Source organism: Agrobacterium sp. 22094, from assembly GCF_052046015.1.
Classification (GTDB): Bacteria; Pseudomonadota; Alphaproteobacteria; order Rhizobiales; family Rhizobiaceae; genus Agrobacterium; species Agrobacterium cavarae.
In genome coordinates this window covers 95,217-114,490 of sequence record NZ_JBQEPX010000006.1, presented here as the reverse complement: position 1 = coordinate 114,490, position 19,274 = coordinate 95,217, and the positions used below count along the sequence as shown (strand labels likewise).

Annotated in this window: 19 protein-coding genes; 3 read left to right on the top strand and 16 right to left on the bottom strand. The window is 59.4% G+C overall.

Translation table 11 applies throughout. The features are described from left to right. From ACTJK5_RS21105 to ACTJK5_RS21090, 4 genes are all read right to left on the bottom strand, one after another. A complete protein-coding gene (locus ACTJK5_RS21105; RefSeq protein ID WP_113180532.1) occupies window positions 1-993 on the bottom strand; it encodes a GlxA family transcriptional regulator in 993 nt (330 codons plus the stop codon). Continuing rightward, on the bottom strand, window positions 993-1,550 hold the full coding sequence (locus ACTJK5_RS21100; protein ID WP_062427661.1) for an isochorismatase family protein: 558 nt from the start codon (window positions 1,548-1,550) through the stop codon (window positions 993-995). Before ACTJK5_RS21100 ends, ACTJK5_RS21105 begins: the two co-directional genes overlap by 1 nt. Window positions 1,551-1,730: 180 nt before the next feature. Beyond that, complete coding sequence (locus ACTJK5_RS21095; RefSeq protein WP_440599430.1) at window positions 1,731-2,057, bottom strand: hypothetical protein; 327 nt, start codon at window positions 2,055-2,057, stop codon at window positions 1,731-1,733. A gap of 102 nt (window positions 2,058-2,159) precedes the next feature. Beyond that, window positions 2,160-2,375, bottom strand: coding sequence for a hypothetical protein (locus ACTJK5_RS21090; RefSeq protein WP_062427663.1), 216 nt, complete (start codon window positions 2,373-2,375; stop codon window positions 2,160-2,162). Between the two features lie 184 nt (window positions 2,376-2,559). On the opposite strand from ACTJK5_RS21090, the gene xseA reads away from it, so the two are divergent. Together xseA and ACTJK5_RS21080 are read left to right on the top strand one after the other, a co-directional pair. Further along, window positions 2,560-4,161: an exodeoxyribonuclease VII large subunit gene (xseA, locus tag ACTJK5_RS21085; RefSeq protein ID WP_440613159.1), complete on the top strand. Its 1,602-nt coding sequence runs from the start codon at window positions 2,560-2,562 to the stop codon at window positions 4,159-4,161. A gap of 27 nt (window positions 4,162-4,188) precedes the next feature. Next, window positions 4,189-4,608: a GNAT family N-acetyltransferase gene (locus ACTJK5_RS21080; RefSeq protein WP_440613158.1), complete on the top strand. Its 420-nt coding sequence runs from the start codon at window positions 4,189-4,191 to the stop codon at window positions 4,606-4,608. A gap of 20 nt (window positions 4,609-4,628) precedes the next feature. Here ACTJK5_RS21080 and ACTJK5_RS21075 read toward each other — a convergent pair whose 3' ends face one another. The 9 genes from ACTJK5_RS21075 to murA form a co-directional block, all read right to left on the bottom strand. Continuing rightward, the gene (locus ACTJK5_RS21075; RefSeq protein WP_440613157.1) at window positions 4,629-5,744 is read right to left on the bottom strand and encodes an anhydro-N-acetylmuramic acid kinase; all 1,116 of its coding nucleotides are present in this window, start codon (window positions 5,742-5,744) and stop codon (window positions 4,629-4,631) included. Between the two features lie 11 nt (window positions 5,745-5,755). Beyond that, window positions 5,756-6,772 (bottom strand): serine hydrolase domain-containing protein, encoded by a 1,017-nt coding sequence (locus ACTJK5_RS21070; RefSeq protein WP_440613156.1) that lies wholly within the window; start codon window positions 6,770-6,772, stop codon window positions 5,756-5,758. A gap of 13 nt (window positions 6,773-6,785) precedes the next feature. Further along, entirely contained in the window at window positions 6,786-8,537 is a 1,752-nt protein-coding gene (locus ACTJK5_RS21065; RefSeq protein ID WP_440613155.1) for an ABC transporter ATP-binding protein, read from the bottom strand. Beyond that, a complete protein-coding gene (locus ACTJK5_RS21060) occupies window positions 8,534-9,376 on the bottom strand; it encodes an ABC transporter permease (RefSeq protein ID WP_296037531.1) in 843 nt (280 codons plus the stop codon). The genes ACTJK5_RS21065 and ACTJK5_RS21060 overlap by 4 nt, the downstream gene beginning before the upstream one ends. Continuing rightward, window positions 9,373-10,335 (bottom strand): ABC transporter permease, encoded by a 963-nt coding sequence (locus ACTJK5_RS21055; protein ID WP_296022356.1) that lies wholly within the window; start codon window positions 10,333-10,335, stop codon window positions 9,373-9,375. Before ACTJK5_RS21055 ends, ACTJK5_RS21060 begins: the two co-directional genes overlap by 4 nt. Window positions 10,336-10,359: 24 nt before the next feature. Then, complete coding sequence (locus ACTJK5_RS21050; protein ID WP_440613154.1) at window positions 10,360-11,874, bottom strand: ABC transporter substrate-binding protein; 1,515 nt, start codon at window positions 11,872-11,874, stop codon at window positions 10,360-10,362. Window positions 11,875-11,941: 67 nt separating this feature from the next. Beyond that, entirely contained in the window at window positions 11,942-12,865 is a 924-nt protein-coding gene (murQ, locus tag ACTJK5_RS21045; RefSeq protein ID WP_440613153.1) for an N-acetylmuramic acid 6-phosphate etherase, read from the bottom strand. 109 nt (window positions 12,866-12,974) lie between these two features. Beyond that, window positions 12,975-13,859, bottom strand: coding sequence for a BadF/BadG/BcrA/BcrD ATPase family protein (locus ACTJK5_RS21040; RefSeq protein WP_440613152.1), 885 nt, complete (start codon window positions 13,857-13,859; stop codon window positions 12,975-12,977). Then, window positions 13,856-15,112: a UDP-N-acetylglucosamine 1-carboxyvinyltransferase gene (gene murA, locus ACTJK5_RS21035; protein ID WP_440613151.1), complete on the bottom strand. Its 1,257-nt coding sequence runs from the start codon at window positions 15,110-15,112 to the stop codon at window positions 13,856-13,858. The genes ACTJK5_RS21040 and murA overlap by 4 nt, the downstream gene beginning before the upstream one ends. 119 nt (window positions 15,113-15,231) lie before the next feature. Here murA and ACTJK5_RS21030 point away from each other — a divergent pair, with 119 nt between their 5' ends. Beyond that, window positions 15,232-16,080, top strand: a complete 849-nt coding sequence (locus ACTJK5_RS21030; RefSeq protein ID WP_279872995.1) for a MurR/RpiR family transcriptional regulator — start codon at window positions 15,232-15,234, stop codon at window positions 16,078-16,080. Between the two features lie 6 nt (window positions 16,081-16,086). On the opposite strand, the gene ACTJK5_RS21025 is transcribed toward ACTJK5_RS21030, so the two are convergent. From ACTJK5_RS21025 to ACTJK5_RS21015, 3 genes are all read right to left on the bottom strand, one after another. Next, window positions 16,087-16,935: a carbohydrate ABC transporter permease gene (locus ACTJK5_RS21025; RefSeq protein WP_062445176.1), complete on the bottom strand. Its 849-nt coding sequence runs from the start codon at window positions 16,933-16,935 to the stop codon at window positions 16,087-16,089. After that, entirely contained in the window at window positions 16,932-17,852 is a 921-nt protein-coding gene (locus ACTJK5_RS21020; protein ID WP_440613150.1) for a carbohydrate ABC transporter permease, read from the bottom strand. Before ACTJK5_RS21020 ends, ACTJK5_RS21025 begins: the two co-directional genes overlap by 4 nt. A 157-nt stretch (window positions 17,853-18,009) precedes the next feature. Then, window positions 18,010-19,248: an extracellular solute-binding protein gene (locus ACTJK5_RS21015; RefSeq protein WP_440613149.1), complete on the bottom strand. Its 1,239-nt coding sequence runs from the start codon at window positions 19,246-19,248 to the stop codon at window positions 18,010-18,012. Window positions 19,249-19,274: the final 26 nt, after the last annotated feature.

Genomic DNA, 19,274 nt, shown 5'->3' with positions numbered 1-19,274 from the left:
TCACGAGGAGAGGTTTCGAAACGCAGTCGGTGGCTTTTCATGATGCTGCTGCCAGATGCGGCGCAGATGACGCGCGGAGGCAAAGCCTGAGCGTTCTGCCACGGCCTCCATATCGAGCCTGGATTGGGAGATGATATCGCGCGCCAGGGTCACCCGGATGAGGTTGACATAGTCCACGACGCTTAGCCCCGTCTGCTCTCGAAACAGCCGGGACAGATGTCGCTGGCTGAGATTGGCAATGTCTGAGAGGCGCGCCAGCGTCCAGTCCTCTGCCGGATTTGCAACGATGGCATCCTGGGCTCGATGAATGGAGGGGTGAATGTGGTTTCGGCCCGAAAGCCAGGGTGAAATTTGTGGATCGTGAGTCGTGCGGCGCATATAGACCACCATGATCTGCGCGATGCGGGCGGCGACCTCTGGACTGACGAGGGTCGAGACGAGATGCAGAATGAGGTCTATGCCGGTGGAAATGCCAGCGCTTGAAAAGCGTTTGCCATCCTCGACGAACAACCTGTTTTCCTGAACCAAGGCAAGCGGCGCAATTCGCTTGAGATCGGCGATGCAGTGGGCGTGCGTGGTGCAAGAGTGGCCATCGAACAGCCCGGCCTCCGCGGCAATCAACGCGCCGGAGCATATGCTGACGATTGTCGTGTCCGGCCTCACCGTTCGCAGCAGCCAGTCGGAAAGAGCGCGCCGTTCCTTGGACGCCTCCGGCTGCTGCGGCGTCATAGATGAGCTTCCGGAGATCAGGATCATCGCATGTGCGGGCAGCACATCTGGCAGAGGCTCAAGCCCGCAAAGGCCAAGTCCTATCGTCGTCGTCTGGTTTGGCTGCGCTGCGATGTAGTGGCAAACGAAGCGGATTTTCTTCTGTTGTTCATTGGCGTAGCGCAGCACTTCCAGAGGCCCGGCAACATCCAGCAGTAGTGTCTGCGGGGGCAGCACCACAAAAACAGGAATGACGTGCGGCGTGTCGCCAGGCCCTTGGCTCATCAGTCAGCCTTCCTCATATCATTGATTGCATCTTCGACGGTTGCAATGCGCGCAAATCGTCCCGAAAGAACAAGTTCGGTGCGCTTGGCAATGTCGGCGGGCGAGAAGACCTCGCCGGAGGCATGCGTCATTGGGAAGGTCAGCGTGGCTTCCGTCACGTAATCGACCTTATAGCCGAGATCGGCGGCATGGCGCGTTGTGGTCTCGCAGCATTGCTCGGTACGGATGCCGGAGACGATCAGACGGTTGATCCCCCGCTGCGTCAGCCAGACGTCAAGCCCGGTGCCGACGAAGGCCGAATGACGGTTCTTCTGGAAAGTCACGCTTGGGTTGATGCTGATTCCTTCGAATGTGCGAATAAAGCCGCTTTCGGCCGAGAAGGCCCGGTCTCCATCGACATGGAAAATCTGCACGACGGGAATGCCTGCCGCTTCCGCTCCATCGATCAACGCCTGTTGGGCTGCGATGAATTTCGTCAGGCCGCTTTCTTCGAAGTAGGGTGTGTGTCGGAAGGATTCCTGGACGTCGATAACGAGAAGCGCGGTGTTGTGGGACATTTTTGTAACTCCAGTGTTCATCTGAATACTGTTTTACGCCCGCGATAGAAAGGCGAAATGCGTTCATCGGACGAAAAGAGGACATATCGGGCCATCTTGCTCGTGGTCGAAGAGCCTCGACGGAAGGAAGAAGCGAACGTTAGACTCTCGATGCGCTACACGTCGTCTTTGGACGTCGCTTCATCGTCCGGGACTTGAGCGAGGAGCGCGCCAGTAGCCGATGAGGGACAGAAGCAGAGCCGCAACGAAGGCGGCAATTAAGGCCAACGGCCATTGGAGCATAGGATTGCGCAACAAGAGCAGCGTGGAGATGCCGTAGCTGACGAGCAACGAGATCAGAGTGATGCTGGTTACGATGAAGCGGCTGGTGCTCGCAATTGCGCCTCTGCGCCGCAGATAGAGAACGGCAAAAGCTGCGGTGGAAAGAAAGCTAAGTGTTTTTCCAAGCAGAACCGGAACGCCAACCTGTGACAGGAGCATCCACGTGACGAAAGCATCAAGTGCCATGCACGTGAACTGAACAGAAATAAAACGAAGAAATGTCACGCCAAACCTCGATCATGAGCAAGCGTGATCATAAGTCCTCAATTGAGCGTTGTCAGCAGCTGCTTACCGAAGCGCGAACGCTCCGACGAAGGCCATGGCGACACCGATGTTCAGCCCTACCAACGTCGCCAAAAGCGTCAGAATCGAAACGCCGCTTGCCGCCATAAGCGCGGCAGCTGCAAAGACTGCCACCACAAGGATGCCGACGCTCGCGACGGCAAAGGTCGAACGTGTTGCCGCAGCACTCAAGCCAAGTGCTATTCCCAGAACAAATTCCATGATGCCGCTCCTCCCAAAGCAATCAAGACAAGGCATCTTCTCCTCAAAAGCTGCGATGTCTCCTCGATGGCATGCACTTCAAGATATCGAAGGTAACACAGTATAACGATTCTGCCAGTTTTTATTCAAACTGTCACAAAGTCCTTACGGTTCCCGAATCGTGGCGCATCGGTTACCATTGGGTATGAGCGATATTTTCAGTCAGCCAGCGCTGAGCAACCTCACCGAATTTTCCGTTTCCGAGCTGTCCGGTTCCATCAAGCGGACGGTGGAGACAGCGTTCGATCAGGTGCGCGTACGTGGTGAGATTTCCGGCTACCGCGGACAGCACACATCCGGTCACGCCTATTTTTCGCTGAAGGACGATCGCGCACGCATCGATGCCGTCATCTGGAAGGGAAGCTTTTCCAAGCTGAAGTTCCGCCCGGAAGAGGGCATGGAAGTGATCGCAACAGGAAAGATCACGACCTTCCCGGGATCGTCGAAATATCAGATCGTCATCGAAAGCCTGGAACCCGCGGGAGCAGGCGCTTTGATGGCCTTGCTGGAAGAGCGCCGCCGTAGGCTGGCTGCGGAAGGGCTCTTCGATCAGGCGCGCAAGCGTCGGCTGCCCTATATGCCGCAGGTCATTGGTGTGGTGACCTCGCCGACAGGTGCCGTCATCCGCGATATCCTGCACCGTATTTCAGATCGTTTTCCGGTTCACGTTCTGGTCTGGCCCGTCAAGGTTCAGGGCGAGGGTTCGGGTGAAGAGGTGGCGAACGCTATACGGGGCTTCAACGCTTTGCCTCACGGCGGCGATATTCCCCGGCCCGATGTGCTGATTGTTGCGCGTGGCGGTGGCAGCCTCGAGGACCTGTGGAGCTTCAATGACGAAATCGTCGTGCGGGCGGCGGCGGAAAGCGCAATTCCGCTGATTTCGGCTGTCGGCCACGAAACCGATACGACCTTGATCGATTACGCCGCGGATGTTCGTGCGCCAACGCCCACAGGGGCTGCGGAAATGGCCGTGCCGGTTCGGGCCGATCTCGAGGCCCAGCTTGCCGGTCTGGCGGCACGTCTATCTGGTTCGACGCGCCGGCATATGGATAATCGCGCCCAGGGACTTCGTGCGTTGGTGCGCGCGCTTCCCTCGCTCGACCAGTTGCTGGCGCTTCCCCGCCGTCGGTTCGATGAGGTATCCGTCGGGCTTGGCAGAGGGCTTGAGCTCAACACCATGAACAAGCGCCGCAGCTTCGAGCGCACCGCGTCCGGATTGCGGCCGGATGTTCTCGGCCACGGCCTGCGCCAGCATCGCCAGCGCGTGAATGAGCGCATGCAGCGGGCAGAAGCATTGATCGAGAGACGCCTGCTGCAAGCCAAGGCGCGGGTCTCGTCATCGGACTCGTCCCTGCGCGCCCTGCCTATGCGCCTGTCTGGCCAGCTGGATCGGCAGAAAGAACGACTATTGGCTTGCGTGCGGCGCGCCGACACGGCTGTTCTTCATCGCATGGCGCAGAATAGATCCGGTCTCGCTGCACATGAGCGCATCTTGCAATCGCTTTCCTACAAAAACGTCTTGAAGCGCGGCTATGCGGTCATTCGCGATGAGGAGAACCGGCCACTTACACGCGCCGCGGCCGTTGCTCCCGGTGCGGTCATTTCGGTGGAGTTTGCCGATGGCGAAGTTTCGGCGGTGGCGGGTGCTGATGCGCCGGCTTTAGCGGATACGTCCTCGGCTCAGGTACGCAAAAAGTCCGTGAAGCCGGTTGCAAGCGACCCGGGAAATCAGGGCAGTCTTTTTTAAAGCGCTCTTCAGTCTCGGAGAACTCGCATGAAGCCCGATCTGACAGTGACCGATCATCCTTCCCCCGAAGACATTGCGGCCATCGGTGCCAATCTTAGCGCGTTCAACGATGCCGACGTCGGCTCTGCCGAAAGGGTGCCGCTCGCGGTGATCATTCGTGGCAATGACGACGCGCTACTTGCCGGCATCAATGGATACACGGCCTGGGGCTGGCTCTACGTACAGTGGCTTTGGGTTCACGAAAGCCTCCGTGGCCAGCAGATGGCAGGCCGCATGTTGACGGCCGCGGAAGAGGAAGCGCGGGTGCGCGGATGTCACTCCGCCTGGATCGATACCTTCAACCCGGCGGCGGAGAAGTCTTATCGCCGCCAGGGTTACGAGGTGTTCGGGGAGCTGCCGGATTTTCCGATCGGCCGCACACGCAAATTTTTGAAGAAGCGACTCTAAACGGTCCTACCCGAAAAATTTTAGGCCGCCAGTCGACCTCCGGTCATCGGTTCTGGTGCACCGGTCGTGGTCGGGAAGCTGATCGGCATATTGCGCAGAACGCGGACGGCCAGAAAAGCAAAGCATTCTGCCTCTACGGCATCGCCCCGCCAGCCCAGTGTTTCAGCAGGCTGCGCGTCCACTCGCGCCAGCTTTGCCAGCATTCTCATCAACGTCGGATTATGGCGACCGCCGCCACTAACGAACAGTCTCTCCGGGCGCTGTGGAAGAAGGTCCAGTGCCTTGCCGACGGCGGAGGCGGTGAAGGCCGTCAGCGTGGCGGCGCCGTCTTCCAGCGAAAGGCCGTCTGCCATGCTGGCACCGAAATCGAAGCGGTCTAGCGATTTCGGGAAGCGGGCGGTGAGATAGGGATGTTGTAGCAGCTTCGCCAGGCGCTCTTCGTTGACCTGACCCGATGCGGCGATCAGGCCGTCACGGTCCATGTCGCCCAGTCCATGCTGCTTGATCCAGTCGTTGATCGGGGCATTGGCCGGGCCGGTATCGAAGGCAACGACATGGCTCTTGCCATCGCTCCAGGTGACATTGCCGACACCGCCGAGATTGAGGATGGCAGCACTCCCGTCCTGCGCGACGCCTTTCAGCAGCGCCGAGTGGTAGGCGGCAGCAAGCGGGGCACCCTGTCCACCAGCGCGAACATCGGCGCTGCGAAAATCGTAGGCGACCTTGGTGCCCAGCAGCTTCGCCATCAATTCGCCATCGCCCAGTTGCCGCGTGGCGCCAAGGCGGCCCGGTTGCGGCGCACGGTGCAGAACGGTTTGCCCGTGGAAGCCGACAACGCCGATATCGGAGAGCGAAAGCCCGGCATCCGTCACGAGGTCTGCCACGGCCGCGGACTGAGCGCGGGTCAGCGCGTCTTCGGCTCGGCCAAAAATCTCCGGCTCCGGTCCTTCGAAATTCCATTTGCGGGCCTCAGCCAGCGTCTCCTCCAGAAGTTCGCGAACCGCCTGATCATAGGGTGCGAGCGTGTAGGCACCAAAGCGCTCGACGCGTTCTCCATCGGTGTGAAGAAGCGCAACGTCGATGTTGCCATCCAGCACGGTTCCCGTCATCAAACCCACGGCCCAGATCGGTTCCATGTCGTCTCTCCTCAATGCGTGTTGATCATATCGCCGATGGCAGCGCGCAGTGCGAAAATGCCGCTATCGACGTGGCGGCTCGGATGCACGCGGTTGGTCAGCAAGGTCCAGGCGCGACCCTTGTCGAAATCGATCCAGAGACCGGTTCCGGTAAAGCCGGTATGGCCGATAACGCTATCATTGCAGAGCGCGCCACCCGACCAACCCTCATAGGGGCGTTCCCATCCGTGGGTGCGTTTATCCGAAAGCGGTTGGCGCATCAGCCCGACCACGGGATCGCTGTTCTCGTTCCAAATCAATAGCGATTGGGCATAGTCGAGAACGGCATCGACAGTGCCGAACAGTCCCGCATGGCCGGAGCCTTGAAGCGCGTAACAATTCTCGTCATGCACCTCGCCGCAGATTATCCGGTTACGCCAGCTGCAGAACTCGGTGGCCGCGGTTTTTTCAGGCGTGCTCTCAAAGGCAAAGCCCGGACCGGCATCCATCTCGCGGATACGCTTGGCTTCCAACCTCTCGAGAGCGATGCCAAGCAGGATGTAATTGATATCCGAATAGGCAGGCTCGCCATGGCGCCATTCGCGCTGAAGGACAAAGGCGCGCAAGCGGTCGGGATCATCGCCATAGGTGTAGACCGGTTCTACCGCCGGAAACGGGGTCTGGTGGCCGAGGCACTGGCGGAAGGTGACTTTCCGTTCCCAGCAATCTGGGGCGTATTGCCGGAAATCGGGAATGAGCGTCGTAATGGAACTATCGAGATCGATCGCGCCTGAAACTGCCAGCTCGAGAATCTTACGCGTGGTGAAGATGACCTTGGTCAGCGAAGCGAGATCGAACCAGGTGTCGAGCATCATCGGCCGCTCGCCACCCACCGTCTGCGCGTGACCGATCGCGCTTGTCAGTCGCATGCCCTCACGGTCGATCATGCCGAAGACGCCGCCTGGAATGCGACCGTCCTCCACGGCGTTTTTCAGGAGACCAAACCCACTGTCGAAAGGCGTAAGGAGAGGCGACTGTGCTTCGGCCATGGATATTTCCCCCTCAGTTGGCTGCCGCCATTTCAAGCTTCACCCGGTGGTCTGCGCCAAATTGGTCCCAGCGTGAGGGCTGCGGCTCGAAGCCCTCGGGACGCAGCAATGTCGGCAAGGCCTCGGTGTTCAGCTCATACCGCTCGCGCCGCCGTTCCATGGTCGGCACCGCTGCAATCAGCTTCTTGGTATAGCTGTGTTGGGGATTCGACAAGACGGAGCGGGCGTCGCCGATTTCGACGATTTGGCCTGCATAGAGCACGGCCACGCGGTGGGCGATGCGTTCGACCACAGCCATGTCGTGGGAGACGAAGAGATAGGCAAGATCGCGCTCCTTTTGCAGGTCGATCAGAAGATCGAGAACGCGAGCCTGGACGGACACATCGAGCGCCGACACTGCCTCGTCCAGCACGAGAATGGAGGGATCGAGCATCAGCGCGCGGGCGATGCAAAGACGCTGGCGCTGGCCGCCGGAAAACTCATGCGGATAGCGGGTGAGGCTATCGGATGGAAGGCCAACGCGATCGAGAAGCGCTGTCATGCGCGACGTGATCTGTCCGTCGATGCGGATGCCCGCTGCAATGACGGGCTCGGCCAAAAGGCTTTGCACATCGAGACGCGGATTGAGCGAAGCATAGGGGTTTTGGAACACCATCTGCATCGGCTTCTGCGCCTTTGTCGACCCGGACGATTGCGTGGTGAAAGAGCCTCGTGTGGTCTTGACCAGACCGAGAAGAGCTCGGGCAGTGGTCGATTTGCCCGATCCGCTTTCTCCGACAACCGCCAGAGTCTCGCCCCGGCATATCTCGAAATCCACAGCTTCCACCGCATGGGTTGCGCCGGCGGGTCTGCGTAAGAGCCCCGTCGTCGTGGGGAAGCGTACGGTCAACTCCTTGACCGCAAGTATGGCGGGCTCATACGCGTGTTTCAGTCGCGGCGCGTCGTCGCGGACATGCCGACCGTTGGCAAAATGCGGCACGGCATTCAGCAGGTGTTGTGTGTAGCTGTGCTGCGGACGGTCGAGAATATCGTCGGCTTTTCCCTGTTCCACCACCTTTCCGGATTGCATGACGAGCACGCGATCGGCGATACCGGCAACCAGCCCGAGATCATGGGTGATAAAGATGAGGCCGGTGCCGGTCTCGCGTTGAAGCTCGGCAAGAAGCGCCATGATCTGCGCCTGGACAGAGACATCCAGTGCGGTGGTCGGCTCATCGGCAATGAGAAGGCGGGGGGAGGCTGCGAGCGCCATCGCGATCATTACCCGCTGCAACATTCCGCCCGAAAGCTGGTGCGGATAGTAGCCGAGGCGTCTCGCTGCGTCGGGAATGCGCATCCGGTCGAGCGCGCGGAGTGTCTCGGCACGCGCCTCAGTCCCGCCCTTGCCTTGCAGGCGGAAGACTTCCTCGATCTGCTTGCCGATGGTGAGAACCGGATTGAGCGAGGTCATCGGCTCCTGAAAGATCATGCCGATCTCCGACCCTCGGATGCGCTCCATGCGCCCAGTGTCCAGAGTGGCGAGATCTAGCGTCTTTCCATCTGCGAGAGACAGATCGATCCGACCACTGGTGATCTTGCCGCCGCTATAATCGATCAGACGGTTGATCGACAGCGCGGTGACGGATTTGCCCGACCCGCTTTCGCCGACGATGGCAAGTGTTTCGCCTGCATCGAGAGTGAAGCTGACGCCTTCGACGATTGGCTTGATGGCATTGCCGCGACCGAAGCCGACGCTAAGGTTCTGAACTGAAAAAAGTCGAGTCATGAGGCCACCCGTCGCATGCGGGGATCGAGCAGATCGCGAAGCGCATCGCCCAGAAGGTTGAAGCCGAGAATGCCGAGCATGACGGCAAGACCGGGGAAGATCAGCAGCCAGGGCGCCATCTCCATCAGGTTGATGCTATCGGCCAGCATCAGGCCGAGCGAGGAGTCCGGCGGCTGCGTGCCAAGGCCGAGAAAGCTCAAGCCCGATTCCGTGAGGAGCGACCATGCCAGTGCCAGCGTCACCTGCACAGTCAACGGCGCGACCAGATTGAGCATCAGGTGCCGGGTAAGGATATAGGATGTGGAACTGCCGAAGGTCCGCGCCGCATCGACAAAATCGCGCGCCTTGATCGACAGCGCCGGGCCGCGCACCACGCGGGTGAAGATCGGCGTATAAACAAAGGCAATGGCGAGAATGCTGGTGAAGGTTCCGGGGCCGACGACGGTGATGAAGAGCAGCGCCAGCAGGATCGCCGGGAAGGCAAGCAGAACATCCATCAGCCGCATGACCACACCATCCCACAGACGCCCGACCCATGCGGCAGTCAGCCCCAGAACGGTGCCGATGACGGCGGCGATGCCGACGGAGGAAAAAGCGACGAGGAAGGACTGGCCGATGCCGATCATCAACCGGCTGAGTACGTCACGCCCGAACATGTCGGTTCCCATCCAGTGCGCGGCACTTGGGCCTTGCAGGCGGTCGATTCGAAACTGTTGCAGCGGATCGTAGGGCGTCAGCCCAAGCCATGCGGCAAATGCCAGCAACAGGTAGATGAGGACGATGGCCGCGCCGACGCAGCCGCTCGGGTGGCGAAGGAGGCGGGAGATCAATGATGTCATGACCGGCTCCCCAGGCGAATGCGGGGATCGAGCGCCACATAGGCGAGATCGACGAGGAGGTTGACGATCATGAAGTTGAGCGCGATGAACAGCACCGCACCCTGAACCAGCGCATAGTCACGCTGAAGAATGGCCTCGAGCGTCATGCGTCCAAGACCGGGCAGCGCAAAAATCTGCTCGACCAACACTGCGCCGCCCAGCAGATAACCGAACTCGACACCGCAGAGGGTGATGACCGGGATCAGCGCGTTCGGCAGGGCGTGCCGCCAGATGACGTTGCGACGTGCCACACCCTTGCTGCGGGCGGTACGCACATAATCGTCGCTCAGCACATCAAGCATGGCCGAACGGGAAATGCGCGTGACGGAGGCAGTGAAGGACAGCCCAAGTGTCAGCGCCGGGAAAAACAATTGTGAGAGATTGGCGATCGGATCCTGCGTGAAGGGCACATAATCGCCCATGGCTGGCAGAATGCCGAAGCCTGCCGAGAGGATGTAGATGATGCCGAGGCCAAAGACGAAGCTCGGGGTCGATTGGCCGATCATGGCGAAGATGCGCACGCTGAGATCCGAGCCCCGGCCATTGCGAGTGGCGGCAAAGACGCCGAGCGGTAGGCCAAGGACAAGCGCAATCGCTACCGAAAGGCAGGCGAGTTCCAGCGTCAGAGGGAAACGCTGGAGGATAACGTCGAGTACCGGCTTGCCATAGGTGACCGAGAGGCCGAGATTGCCTGAGACGACGCCAGAGAGCCAGCGGCCATATTGCACTAGCCAGCCCTGATCGAGGCCGAAATAGGCGGACAGTGCCTGCTTCTGCTCCGGTGTCAGAAGCCCGGCTTCCGTGCCGAGCATGGCAGTGATGGAATCGCCGGGGACGAGGCGGATGGCGACGAAGACCAGAACGGAGACACCCAGCATCACCAGCGGGAATGTCACGAGACGTCTTAGCAAGTAGGTCATTTCGTCATCCGCCTCATGCACGCATTACTTCAGGGTGACCTTGGCAAGGCCGAAGAGCGAACCGTCCGGTGTCGCCACGAAGTTTTCGACATTCTGCTGCTGGGCCGTGTAGGAATAGCCGGTGTAGAGCCAGATCCATGGCGAGACTTCGGCGAGGTGCTTGTCGAAGGCGGCGAAGATTTCCTTGCGCTTGGCAATATCGGTTTCGACACGGCCTTTTTGCATCAGATCATCCAGCGTGTCGTCGATATAGTTCGCGACCTTCTGAAGGTTTCCGGCCTTGGTCCAGTAGCGGTTATACATGGTGTAGGGGTCGGCCCGGCCGCCATTCAGCGCCACCGCCATGTCGAAATCACCCTTCAGCCATGTGTCGACATAGACGTTGAGCTCCATCATCTTGATGTCGAGATTGATGCCGATTTCCTTCAATTGCGACTGGATGACCTGAGCTTCGGCAGCTGCGGTCGGCGGTTCACCAGTGGCGGCAATCACGGTTGCCGAGAAGCCGTCCTTCAGCCCGGCATCGGCCATCAGCTTCTTCGCCTTTTCCAGATCCTTCTTGTAACAGAAGAGGCTGTTTGGATCGGAGCGATAGAGCGGCATCGTCAGCGGCCCGGTGACTTCGCCTTCGCCAAGCAGAGCCGTATCGAGAACGTCCTTACGATCGATGGCGCAGGAAATCGCCTGGCGCACGGCAAGCTCCGTCATCGGCTTACGCGAGGCATTGAGCTGCAGCGCATGGTAGGAGAGGACCGGTTTACGGTTCAAGGTCAGCCCTGCCACCTTCGGCACGAGCGTTGCGACCAGCGGGTCGTTGAGCAGGGCGAAATCGACCTTCTTGGCGCGCAGCGCTGCGAGAATGGCGTTTTCATCCGGCAGCACACTGATGTCGATACCATCAACGCCCACCTTGCCGCCGGCCCATTCCGTATTGGCTTTCAGCACTTCCTTCTGGTTCGGTTCCCACTTTTCCAGCTTGAACGGACCGCTGCCGATGGCAGCCGTACCGATCTTGCCAGCGGTAATTTCGGAAGCCGGAACGATGGCCGCATTGACGCTGCCCATGGCGGTGAGCAAAGGCACATCCGGCTGCGACAGGTTGAAGACCACCGTCGTAGCATCCGGCGTATCGATGCTGGCAATCGAGAGATAGTTGGCGCGTGCGGATGCACCCGTCGCCTGATCGAGGATGCGCTCAAAAGAGGCTTTCACGTCCGCCGAGGTCACGGCTGCGCCATTGTGAAACTTGGCTGCTGGATCGAGCTTGAATGTCAGCGTCTTGGCGTCGGGAGAAAATGTCCATTCCTTGGCGAGCGCCGGCACCACCTTGAGGTCGCCATCCAGGCGGACAAGGGGTTCGTAAATCAGTTCCAGCAGGCGGATGGAGGAAAAGGCCGTCTGCTTGTGCGGGTCGAGGCCTGTCGCATCCTGTGCCCATGCCATTTTCAAGGTGGCGGCAAATCCGGGTGCGGCGGTGGCTGTCAGAAGGCTCCCGGCGATTGCCGCACAAGCCAGCCATTTTCGAGCGATCATCGTCATGCTTATTCTCCCTCTGGTTGGCCGATCCCGTCCTTTTCAAACGCCGGGTATGCAGCACGTCTTGCGTTCAATTGGTTGATTCAGTCAGCGCCTTGCGCAAAAATCCGTCATTGCGAACCAGCGCGGCTTCGGCCTCTTCCCGATTTAATCCGCTCAGAATCATCAGGATTGCGAGCTTCACATTGTTGCCGCTGACCGTCAGTTGATCTTCCGCAATGTCCGCCGAGCACCCCGTTGCCTCCATGATGATACGGATCGCGCGGGCGCGAAGCTTCTGATTGCTGATGGTCAGATCGACCATCAGGTTCTCGTAAGTCTTGCCGATACGGATCATGCTGGCGGTCGTCAGCATGTTCAAGACGAGCTTCTGCGCCGTGCCGGATTTCAGCCGAGTCGATCCGCTCACAACCTCCGGCCCGACGACGGGCGCTATGGCGATATCGGCCATGTCCGCCAGCGTCGAATGCGGGTTGCAGGTGAGCGACACGGTCTTTGCGCCGATGGATTGCGCATAGGTCAGCGCGCCCACGACGTAAGGGGTGCGCCCACTGACGGCGATGCCGACCACCACATCCTTTGCGGAAAGATCGATCTCCGCAAGATTGCGCTTGCCTTCCTCCACATCGTCCTCCGCGCCTTCGACCGCATGCAGAATGGCACGCGGCCCACCGGCAATCAGACCGACAACCATGCCTTCCGGCACGGAAAAGGTGGGAGGGCATTCGGAGGCGTCGAGCACGCCAAGGCGCGCGCTGGTGCCGGCGCCGATGTAGATCAGCCGTCCACCGCTGCGAAAGGCGCGAACGATCTCTTCGACTGCTTCAGCAATCTGAGGAATGACGCGAGCGACCGCCTCGGGAACCAGCGCATCGTCCCGGTTCATCACCTTCAGGATTTCTTCCGTTGGAAGCAGATCGATCGACATGGAATTGGGGTTGCGAGCCTCGGAAACCAGCTGCTCAAGTTCCGCCATCAGGTGCAGGTGCGACATGGATCCTCACTCGATTTTTTAACAGACTACGATCGTATATTCCGCATGTCAATGAATAACGGAATATATTATTCCGTTCGAAGCGGCAAAAGATTCACCCAGATTGCGTTCAGGCTGACAGGCGTTTTGCCAGGATTATTGCACCGGAAACGGCGTCGCCATCTGCAGGTTTCAACCGCTTGCGCACGTCGGGAGCAAGCCACGGCTCCAGTGGTCCTGAGAGACCGCCAAGTAGGGTGACCGCTGGCGCGCCATACTCGATGAGGCGGCGCACGAGCCCGTCTATATGGCCAGCCCCGGATTGAACGATCTGCCGGGCTGCCGGATCTCCATGATCGGCGTGACGCAGGACAAGGGGCGCGAGCGTCGCGTAATCTGTCGCGGTTGCCTTATCCATCCAGCCGACGATATTGGCGGGGAGGTTATCGAAGCGGTTCAAAACTTCGGAGAGAAGCGCCGACTTGTCGCAACGCCCGTCAAAGGCCATAAGCGCGGACTGGATCGCCTTCAATCCCATATCGGCACCACTGCCTTCGTCGGAGATCGGAAAGCCGTAACCACCCGCCCGTTTTTCTTCGCCTGCGACCAGTGCGAGCCCAATGGAGCCGGTCCCTGCAATGACGATCCCGCCATCACGACCCGAATGAGCGCCAAGGCATGCGGCAGCGCCATCTGAGGTAAAGTAGATGTCGGCGAAGGGATGGGGCAGGGCTTGCAATTGTTCGCGCGAGCCCGCACGCGTCAGGCCAGCAATGCCGATGCCAGCCACGACATTCGGCGCGCCGGAAGGATCAAGCCCTGCCTCTTCGGCCGCGCCCGTCCAGGCGCGAAGTACGGACGCCCATGCGTTGGGTACGCCAAGACGCGTCGTGGCCGGACCAGACAATCCTTGCCCGATAACGTGGCCTGCCTCATCGACGATTCTTGCCCGGCAGCCGGTGCCGCCTCCATCGACGCCGAGATAAAGTCTCTGATCGCTCTTCGGCTCAGTCATAGGGACACGCGACGAATATTGGCGCCGCATTGGGCGAGCTTTCGGTCAAGCTGCTCATAACCGCGATCGAGGTGATAGACGCGCTTGATGATAGTCTCACCCTGCGCGGCAAGTGCCGCAAGCACGAGGCAAACCGAAGCGCGCAGATCGGTTGCCATCACCGGCGCGCCCTTCAGGGATTGCTGTCCGCGAACCGTCGCGACGGAGCCATTGAGCGCAATGTTCGCGCCCAGCCGGGACAATTCCGGCACATGCATGAAGCGGTTTTCGAAGATTGTTTCGCGGATGACGCTGGCACCATCGGCAATCGAGGCCATTGCCATGAACTGCGCCTGCAAGTCCGTCGGGAAGCCTGGGTAAGGCTCGGTGGTGAAATCAGCAGGCTTGATGCGCTCACCGCCTTCGACCACAACACCACGATCACCGGGCCAGATGGTAGCGCCCATACCTTCCAGGACCTGCAGGACCGATGAGAGATGCTCCATGCGTGCGTTGACAAGCTCGATGCGACCGCCCGTTATCATCGCCGCTGCCGCATAGGTTCCGGCCTCGACGCGATCCGGAATGGCGTGATGGCTTGCCGCGCGCCAGCGCGTGCTTCCCTTGACCAGAAGCCGATGCGTGCCAGCGCCCTCGATCTCAGCGCCCATGGCAGAGAGACAGGCGGCAAGATCGACGACTTCCGGTTCACGCGCCGCATTGAGGATTTCGGTTTCGCCGGTGGCGCAACAGGCCGCCATCAATGCCGTTTCGCTGGCACCGACGGAAGGGCCGGGCAGGACGACGCGGGCACCTTTAAGTCCATTCGATGCCGAGGCAACGATATAGCCACCTTCCACGGCAATCGTCGCGCCAAGGGCCGAAAGAGCTTTCAAGTGTATATCGACAGGTCGTGCGCCAATCGCGCAGCCGCCGGGCAACGACACCCGCGCAGAACCGAAACGGGCGAGCAGTGGCCCAAGGACCAATATGGAAGCGCGCATCTTGCGAACGGTCTCGTAATCGACCTCGCCCGGCATCACGTTCTGCGCATTGATGACGGTGCCGCCCGCATGTCTTTCAACCGCGGCACCATAAAGGGAAATGATGCGCAGCATGTTGTCGACATCCGAAACCTTCGGTAGGTTCGTCAGTTCAATCGGATGCGGGGAGAGAAGGGCGGCGGCAATTTGCGGCAGTGCCGCGTTCTTGGCGCCCGCAATCGGGACCGCGCCATCAAGCCTCGTTCCGCCGGTGATATGCAACTCATCCATAAAAGACCTTCCGGGTCAAAACTGATGCTGAAATCTGGATAGCCAATCATAAGATAAGCGCTATAATATTCCAGAGAATTTTTGATTTACGAATATCTTATTCCGGTCGGAGGAACGCGATGTCCGTGTTGAAGGTCATCCAGGCGAAGTTGGAATTCATGACGGATGCGGAGCGTCAGATCGGCCAGTTCATCGTCGACGATCCCGATCGCATGGTGCAGCTTTCTTCCGCCGAATTGGCTGCAGCAACCGGTCGCAGCCAGTCCAGCGTGGTGAAATTTTCGCAGAAGATCGGCTATGACGGCTATCAGCAGCTGAAACTGGCCGTAACGAAAGCAAAAGCGCAAGAATGGCGCGTGCCATCCGGGATGATCCACGGCACGATCGATGCGGGCGACAACTTCGTCACCATCCAGCAGAAGCTGGTGGCGAGCAAGGTTTCCGCCATGCAGCAGACGATGGAGGTCAATGCGGAGGATGCGGTCACAGCTGCGGTCTCGGCTATTGCGTCGGCAAGGCGCATCCATCTCGCCGGCATTGGCGCGTCCTCGCTGGTGGCACGTGACTTTTCCTACAAGCTTCTGAAGCTAGGGCTTGTCGCTTTGATGGACCGCGATCCGCATGTGCAGATGGCGAATGCCGCTTCGCTCAACAGCCGCGACGTTCTATTCGCGATCTCCCAATCCGGCTCGACCAACGAGACGATCCGGCTTGCAGAACTGGCGAAAAAGGGCGGTGCGACGGTGGTGACGCTGACAGGCCTGCACGGAAACAAGCTAAGCCAGATTGCCGATATCACCCTCCACACCGTTGCAGACGAGGAGCGCGTACGGTCCTCTGCCATTACTTCACGCGATGCGCAGCTTGCGATTTGCGACTTGGTGTTCCTGCTGCTGATCGCCAAGATCCCCGGCGCCAATGAGGCCATTCATGCCAGTGAGGCGGCGGTCTCGGTTCTCAAATCCTGAGTCGTTCTACTTGATGGCGCCCGCCGTCATGCCGTTGATGAACTGTCGCGACAGCGCGATATAGAGGATGATGATCGGCAGGGCCGAGAGCGTCAGACCGGAAAACAGCACGCCCCAATCGGTGCCGAACTCGCCCATGAAGGCGGTCAGTCCCTGCGGCAGGGTCTTCAGATTGTTGTTCTGGATGAAGATCAGCGGGAAGAAGAAGTCATTCCAGATCGGCACGACATTCTGGATTGCCGCGATCACCATGGCAGGTCGGACCAACGGCAGCATGATCGACCACATGATCCGCGCTTCATTGGCGCCATCCATGCGGGCGGCATCCTCAAGCTCGTTCGGCAGGCTGCGGATGAAGCCGGTCAGGATGAACACCGTCGTCGGCAGGCCGGTTGCGACATAGATGAAGATCAGCGACAGCCGTGAGTCGATCAGGCCAAAATCACGCATCTGAATGAAGAGCGGAATGATGGCGAGTTTCAGCGGTAGGGTAAGCCCTGCCAGGAAAAACAGCAGTATGAAGCCTGAACCGCGAAACTCGTAACGCGCGATGGCGTATGCCGCCATGGTGCCGAGGATCAGGATCAGCGCGATGGAACTCGCCGTGACGATGAGCGAATTGCTCATATAGAGCAGGAAGTCCGTCTCGTTCCACACGCGAAGAAGACTTTTGACATTGGTGAAATCGGGAATGGAGAAAGGGGACTGGAAGATTTGCGCATTGGTTTTGAAGGCGGAAAAGAACATGATGACGATGGGTGTCAGCATGACGATGCTGTTGCCGATCAGCAGAATCTGGATCAGCCCATCCCAGCCATAGGTGCGGAAGCTGCCGCGGTCGATCCCCTTCCTCATAGCTGGATCTCCCGTCTGCGCAGTCTGACTGTAATGACGCTGGAGACCACGGCGATGAACAGGAAGATCAGCACCGCAAGCGCGCTGCCGGGCCCGAAGTTCTCAGCGGACGCGGACATGCTGCCGAAGGCGGTGCGGTAGAAGTAAAGCCCGAGCACATCCGTAGCCTCGTGCGGATTGCCGTCCACACCGGCCATGATGAAGGGCAGCTCAAACCAGTTGAAGGCACCGACGAAGAGCAGGGTGAACACAACTGTTGCTGAAGGAGCCACCAGTGGCCAGACGATCTTGCTCATCTTCACCCATTCGCTTTCGGTCTCCATGCGCACGGCATCGAGAATCTCCGACGGGATGCGCTGCATCCCGGCGAGGAAGACCAGCGTCGGGAAGCCGACCATGTGCCAGGCATTGGCAACGATAATCGCCATCAAGGCGGTTGAATCCTGGCCCAGCCAGGGCTGTGCCAGGCTGCCAAGCCCGACGGCCCTGAGACTCGCGTTCACTGCGCCGAAGAGCGGGTGATAGAAGAGCTTCCACAGAAGGCCAACGATGACGGTGGAAAGCACCACTGGCAAAAAGACGGCGATGCGGTGGAAGCGCGCGCCCCACAGGTCGCGCCACAGGCAATAGGCGAGGATGAAGCCAACGCCGTTTTGAAGCACCATCAGGGCGAAGAAGACGAAGATATTGTGCTTGAAGGCGTTGATGGTGCGCTCAGAGAACGGATACTTGAACAGCACGCGGTAAAAATTATCGAACCAGACGAAGTCGCCGCGGACAAGCCCTCTCCATTCATAGAAGGCGTAAGCGAAAGCCGAGAGGATCGGATATACGAGAAACAGGCACATGAAGGCGATCGGCGGGACCACAAGGGCCGCAATCCAAAGTCTTCTGCCTGTCAACTTGCTGGACATCATCGACACTATCCCAACGGCCATCGATCGGTGGAGTGGGCCGCTCCGGTTAAGGAGCGACCTGTGAGAGCATCGTCAGTGAAGGCGGTTCACCGGCAGTGCTCTCGAGCTTTGCGAAAGGTGAGAGGCTGAACTTTTGGAAAGCCCGGCTAAAGTCCGATCACTTCTTGAACGGAGCATACCAGGCAGAGAGACCATCGGTCATCGACTTGCCGACTTCGGCCGGTGTAGCCTGCCCGTTCAGCATCTTCGAAACGCCCGCTTGGATAAGGTTCGAACCCGTCGGTTCGCCGTAGCGGAAGTTGACGAGCGTCATGTAGGGGATCGAATCTTTGTTGAGCTCGGCAACCTCGGCGAGCAGAGGGTTGTCGAAGGTAACGCCGGGAACGGCTGAAACGTTGTTCAGACCGTTGGCGAAGGCCTGTCCGAAGTCCTTGCTGGAAACGTAGTTCAGGAACTTCAGCACGGCCTCCGGGTCCTTCGGTTTGGCGTTGCCGCCGAAGCCGGAATCATAGAAGAGGCCAACCAGTTTCTCATCTTCCGCCTTCAGGCCGGGGGCGGCGAAGACACCCATCTTCAACTCCGGGTTCTGTTTAGCGAAGTTAGCAAGCTCGAAGGAGCCGCCAGCGAACATGCCGGCCATGCCGGAGGTGAACAATTGCTGCGCGGACGCATAGTCCAGACCGACAAAGCCATCCGGAAAATACTGCGAGATTTCCTTGAGCTTGGTCAGCGCTTCGACATAGCGCTTGTCGTTGAAGTCGGTCTTGCCGGCCATAAGGTCGGCATAGAAAGCCTTGCCCATGATGGAGGACGTGAGTGCGGAAACGATGGTCTCATTCTGCCAGCCGGTTGCCGTGCCATTGGCAAAAGGCATCACGCCCGCTGCCTTCAGTTTCTCGCAAGCAGCGATGAACTCGTCCCAGCTCTTGGGCTCGGTAATGCCGTTCTTCTCGAAGATCTCGGTGTTGTAGATGACGAGCATGGTCTGGCTTGCGGCGGGAACGGCATAGAGCGTCTTGTCTGAGCGCATCGTTGCGGAGGCAAGAGCCGGTTCCGAGAAGCCCTTCAGTGCTGGGATCTTCGTATCGTCCAGCGGCATCAGGTAGCCAGCTCCCGCCAGGCTTTCAATGCCGCCATAGGTACGGGTCATCATCAAATCCGGACCCTTGCCACCTGCAAGCGCGGTGGAAAGGACGGTATTGTAGCTCGTTGCTTCGAAGGCCTCAAACTTTACCGTAATGTCCGGGTTGGCCTTGTTGAAATCGCCGAAGAACTTTTCATATTCGGCCTTGTCTTCCTGGCGCCAGGTCCAGAAGGTCAGGTCAGCTGCGAAGGTCGCGCCGGCTGAAAGCATGGTGGTGCAGGCAATTGCCGCTCCCAGTAGAAATCGTTTCATCTGTTCCTCTCCTTCTTTTTTGGTTT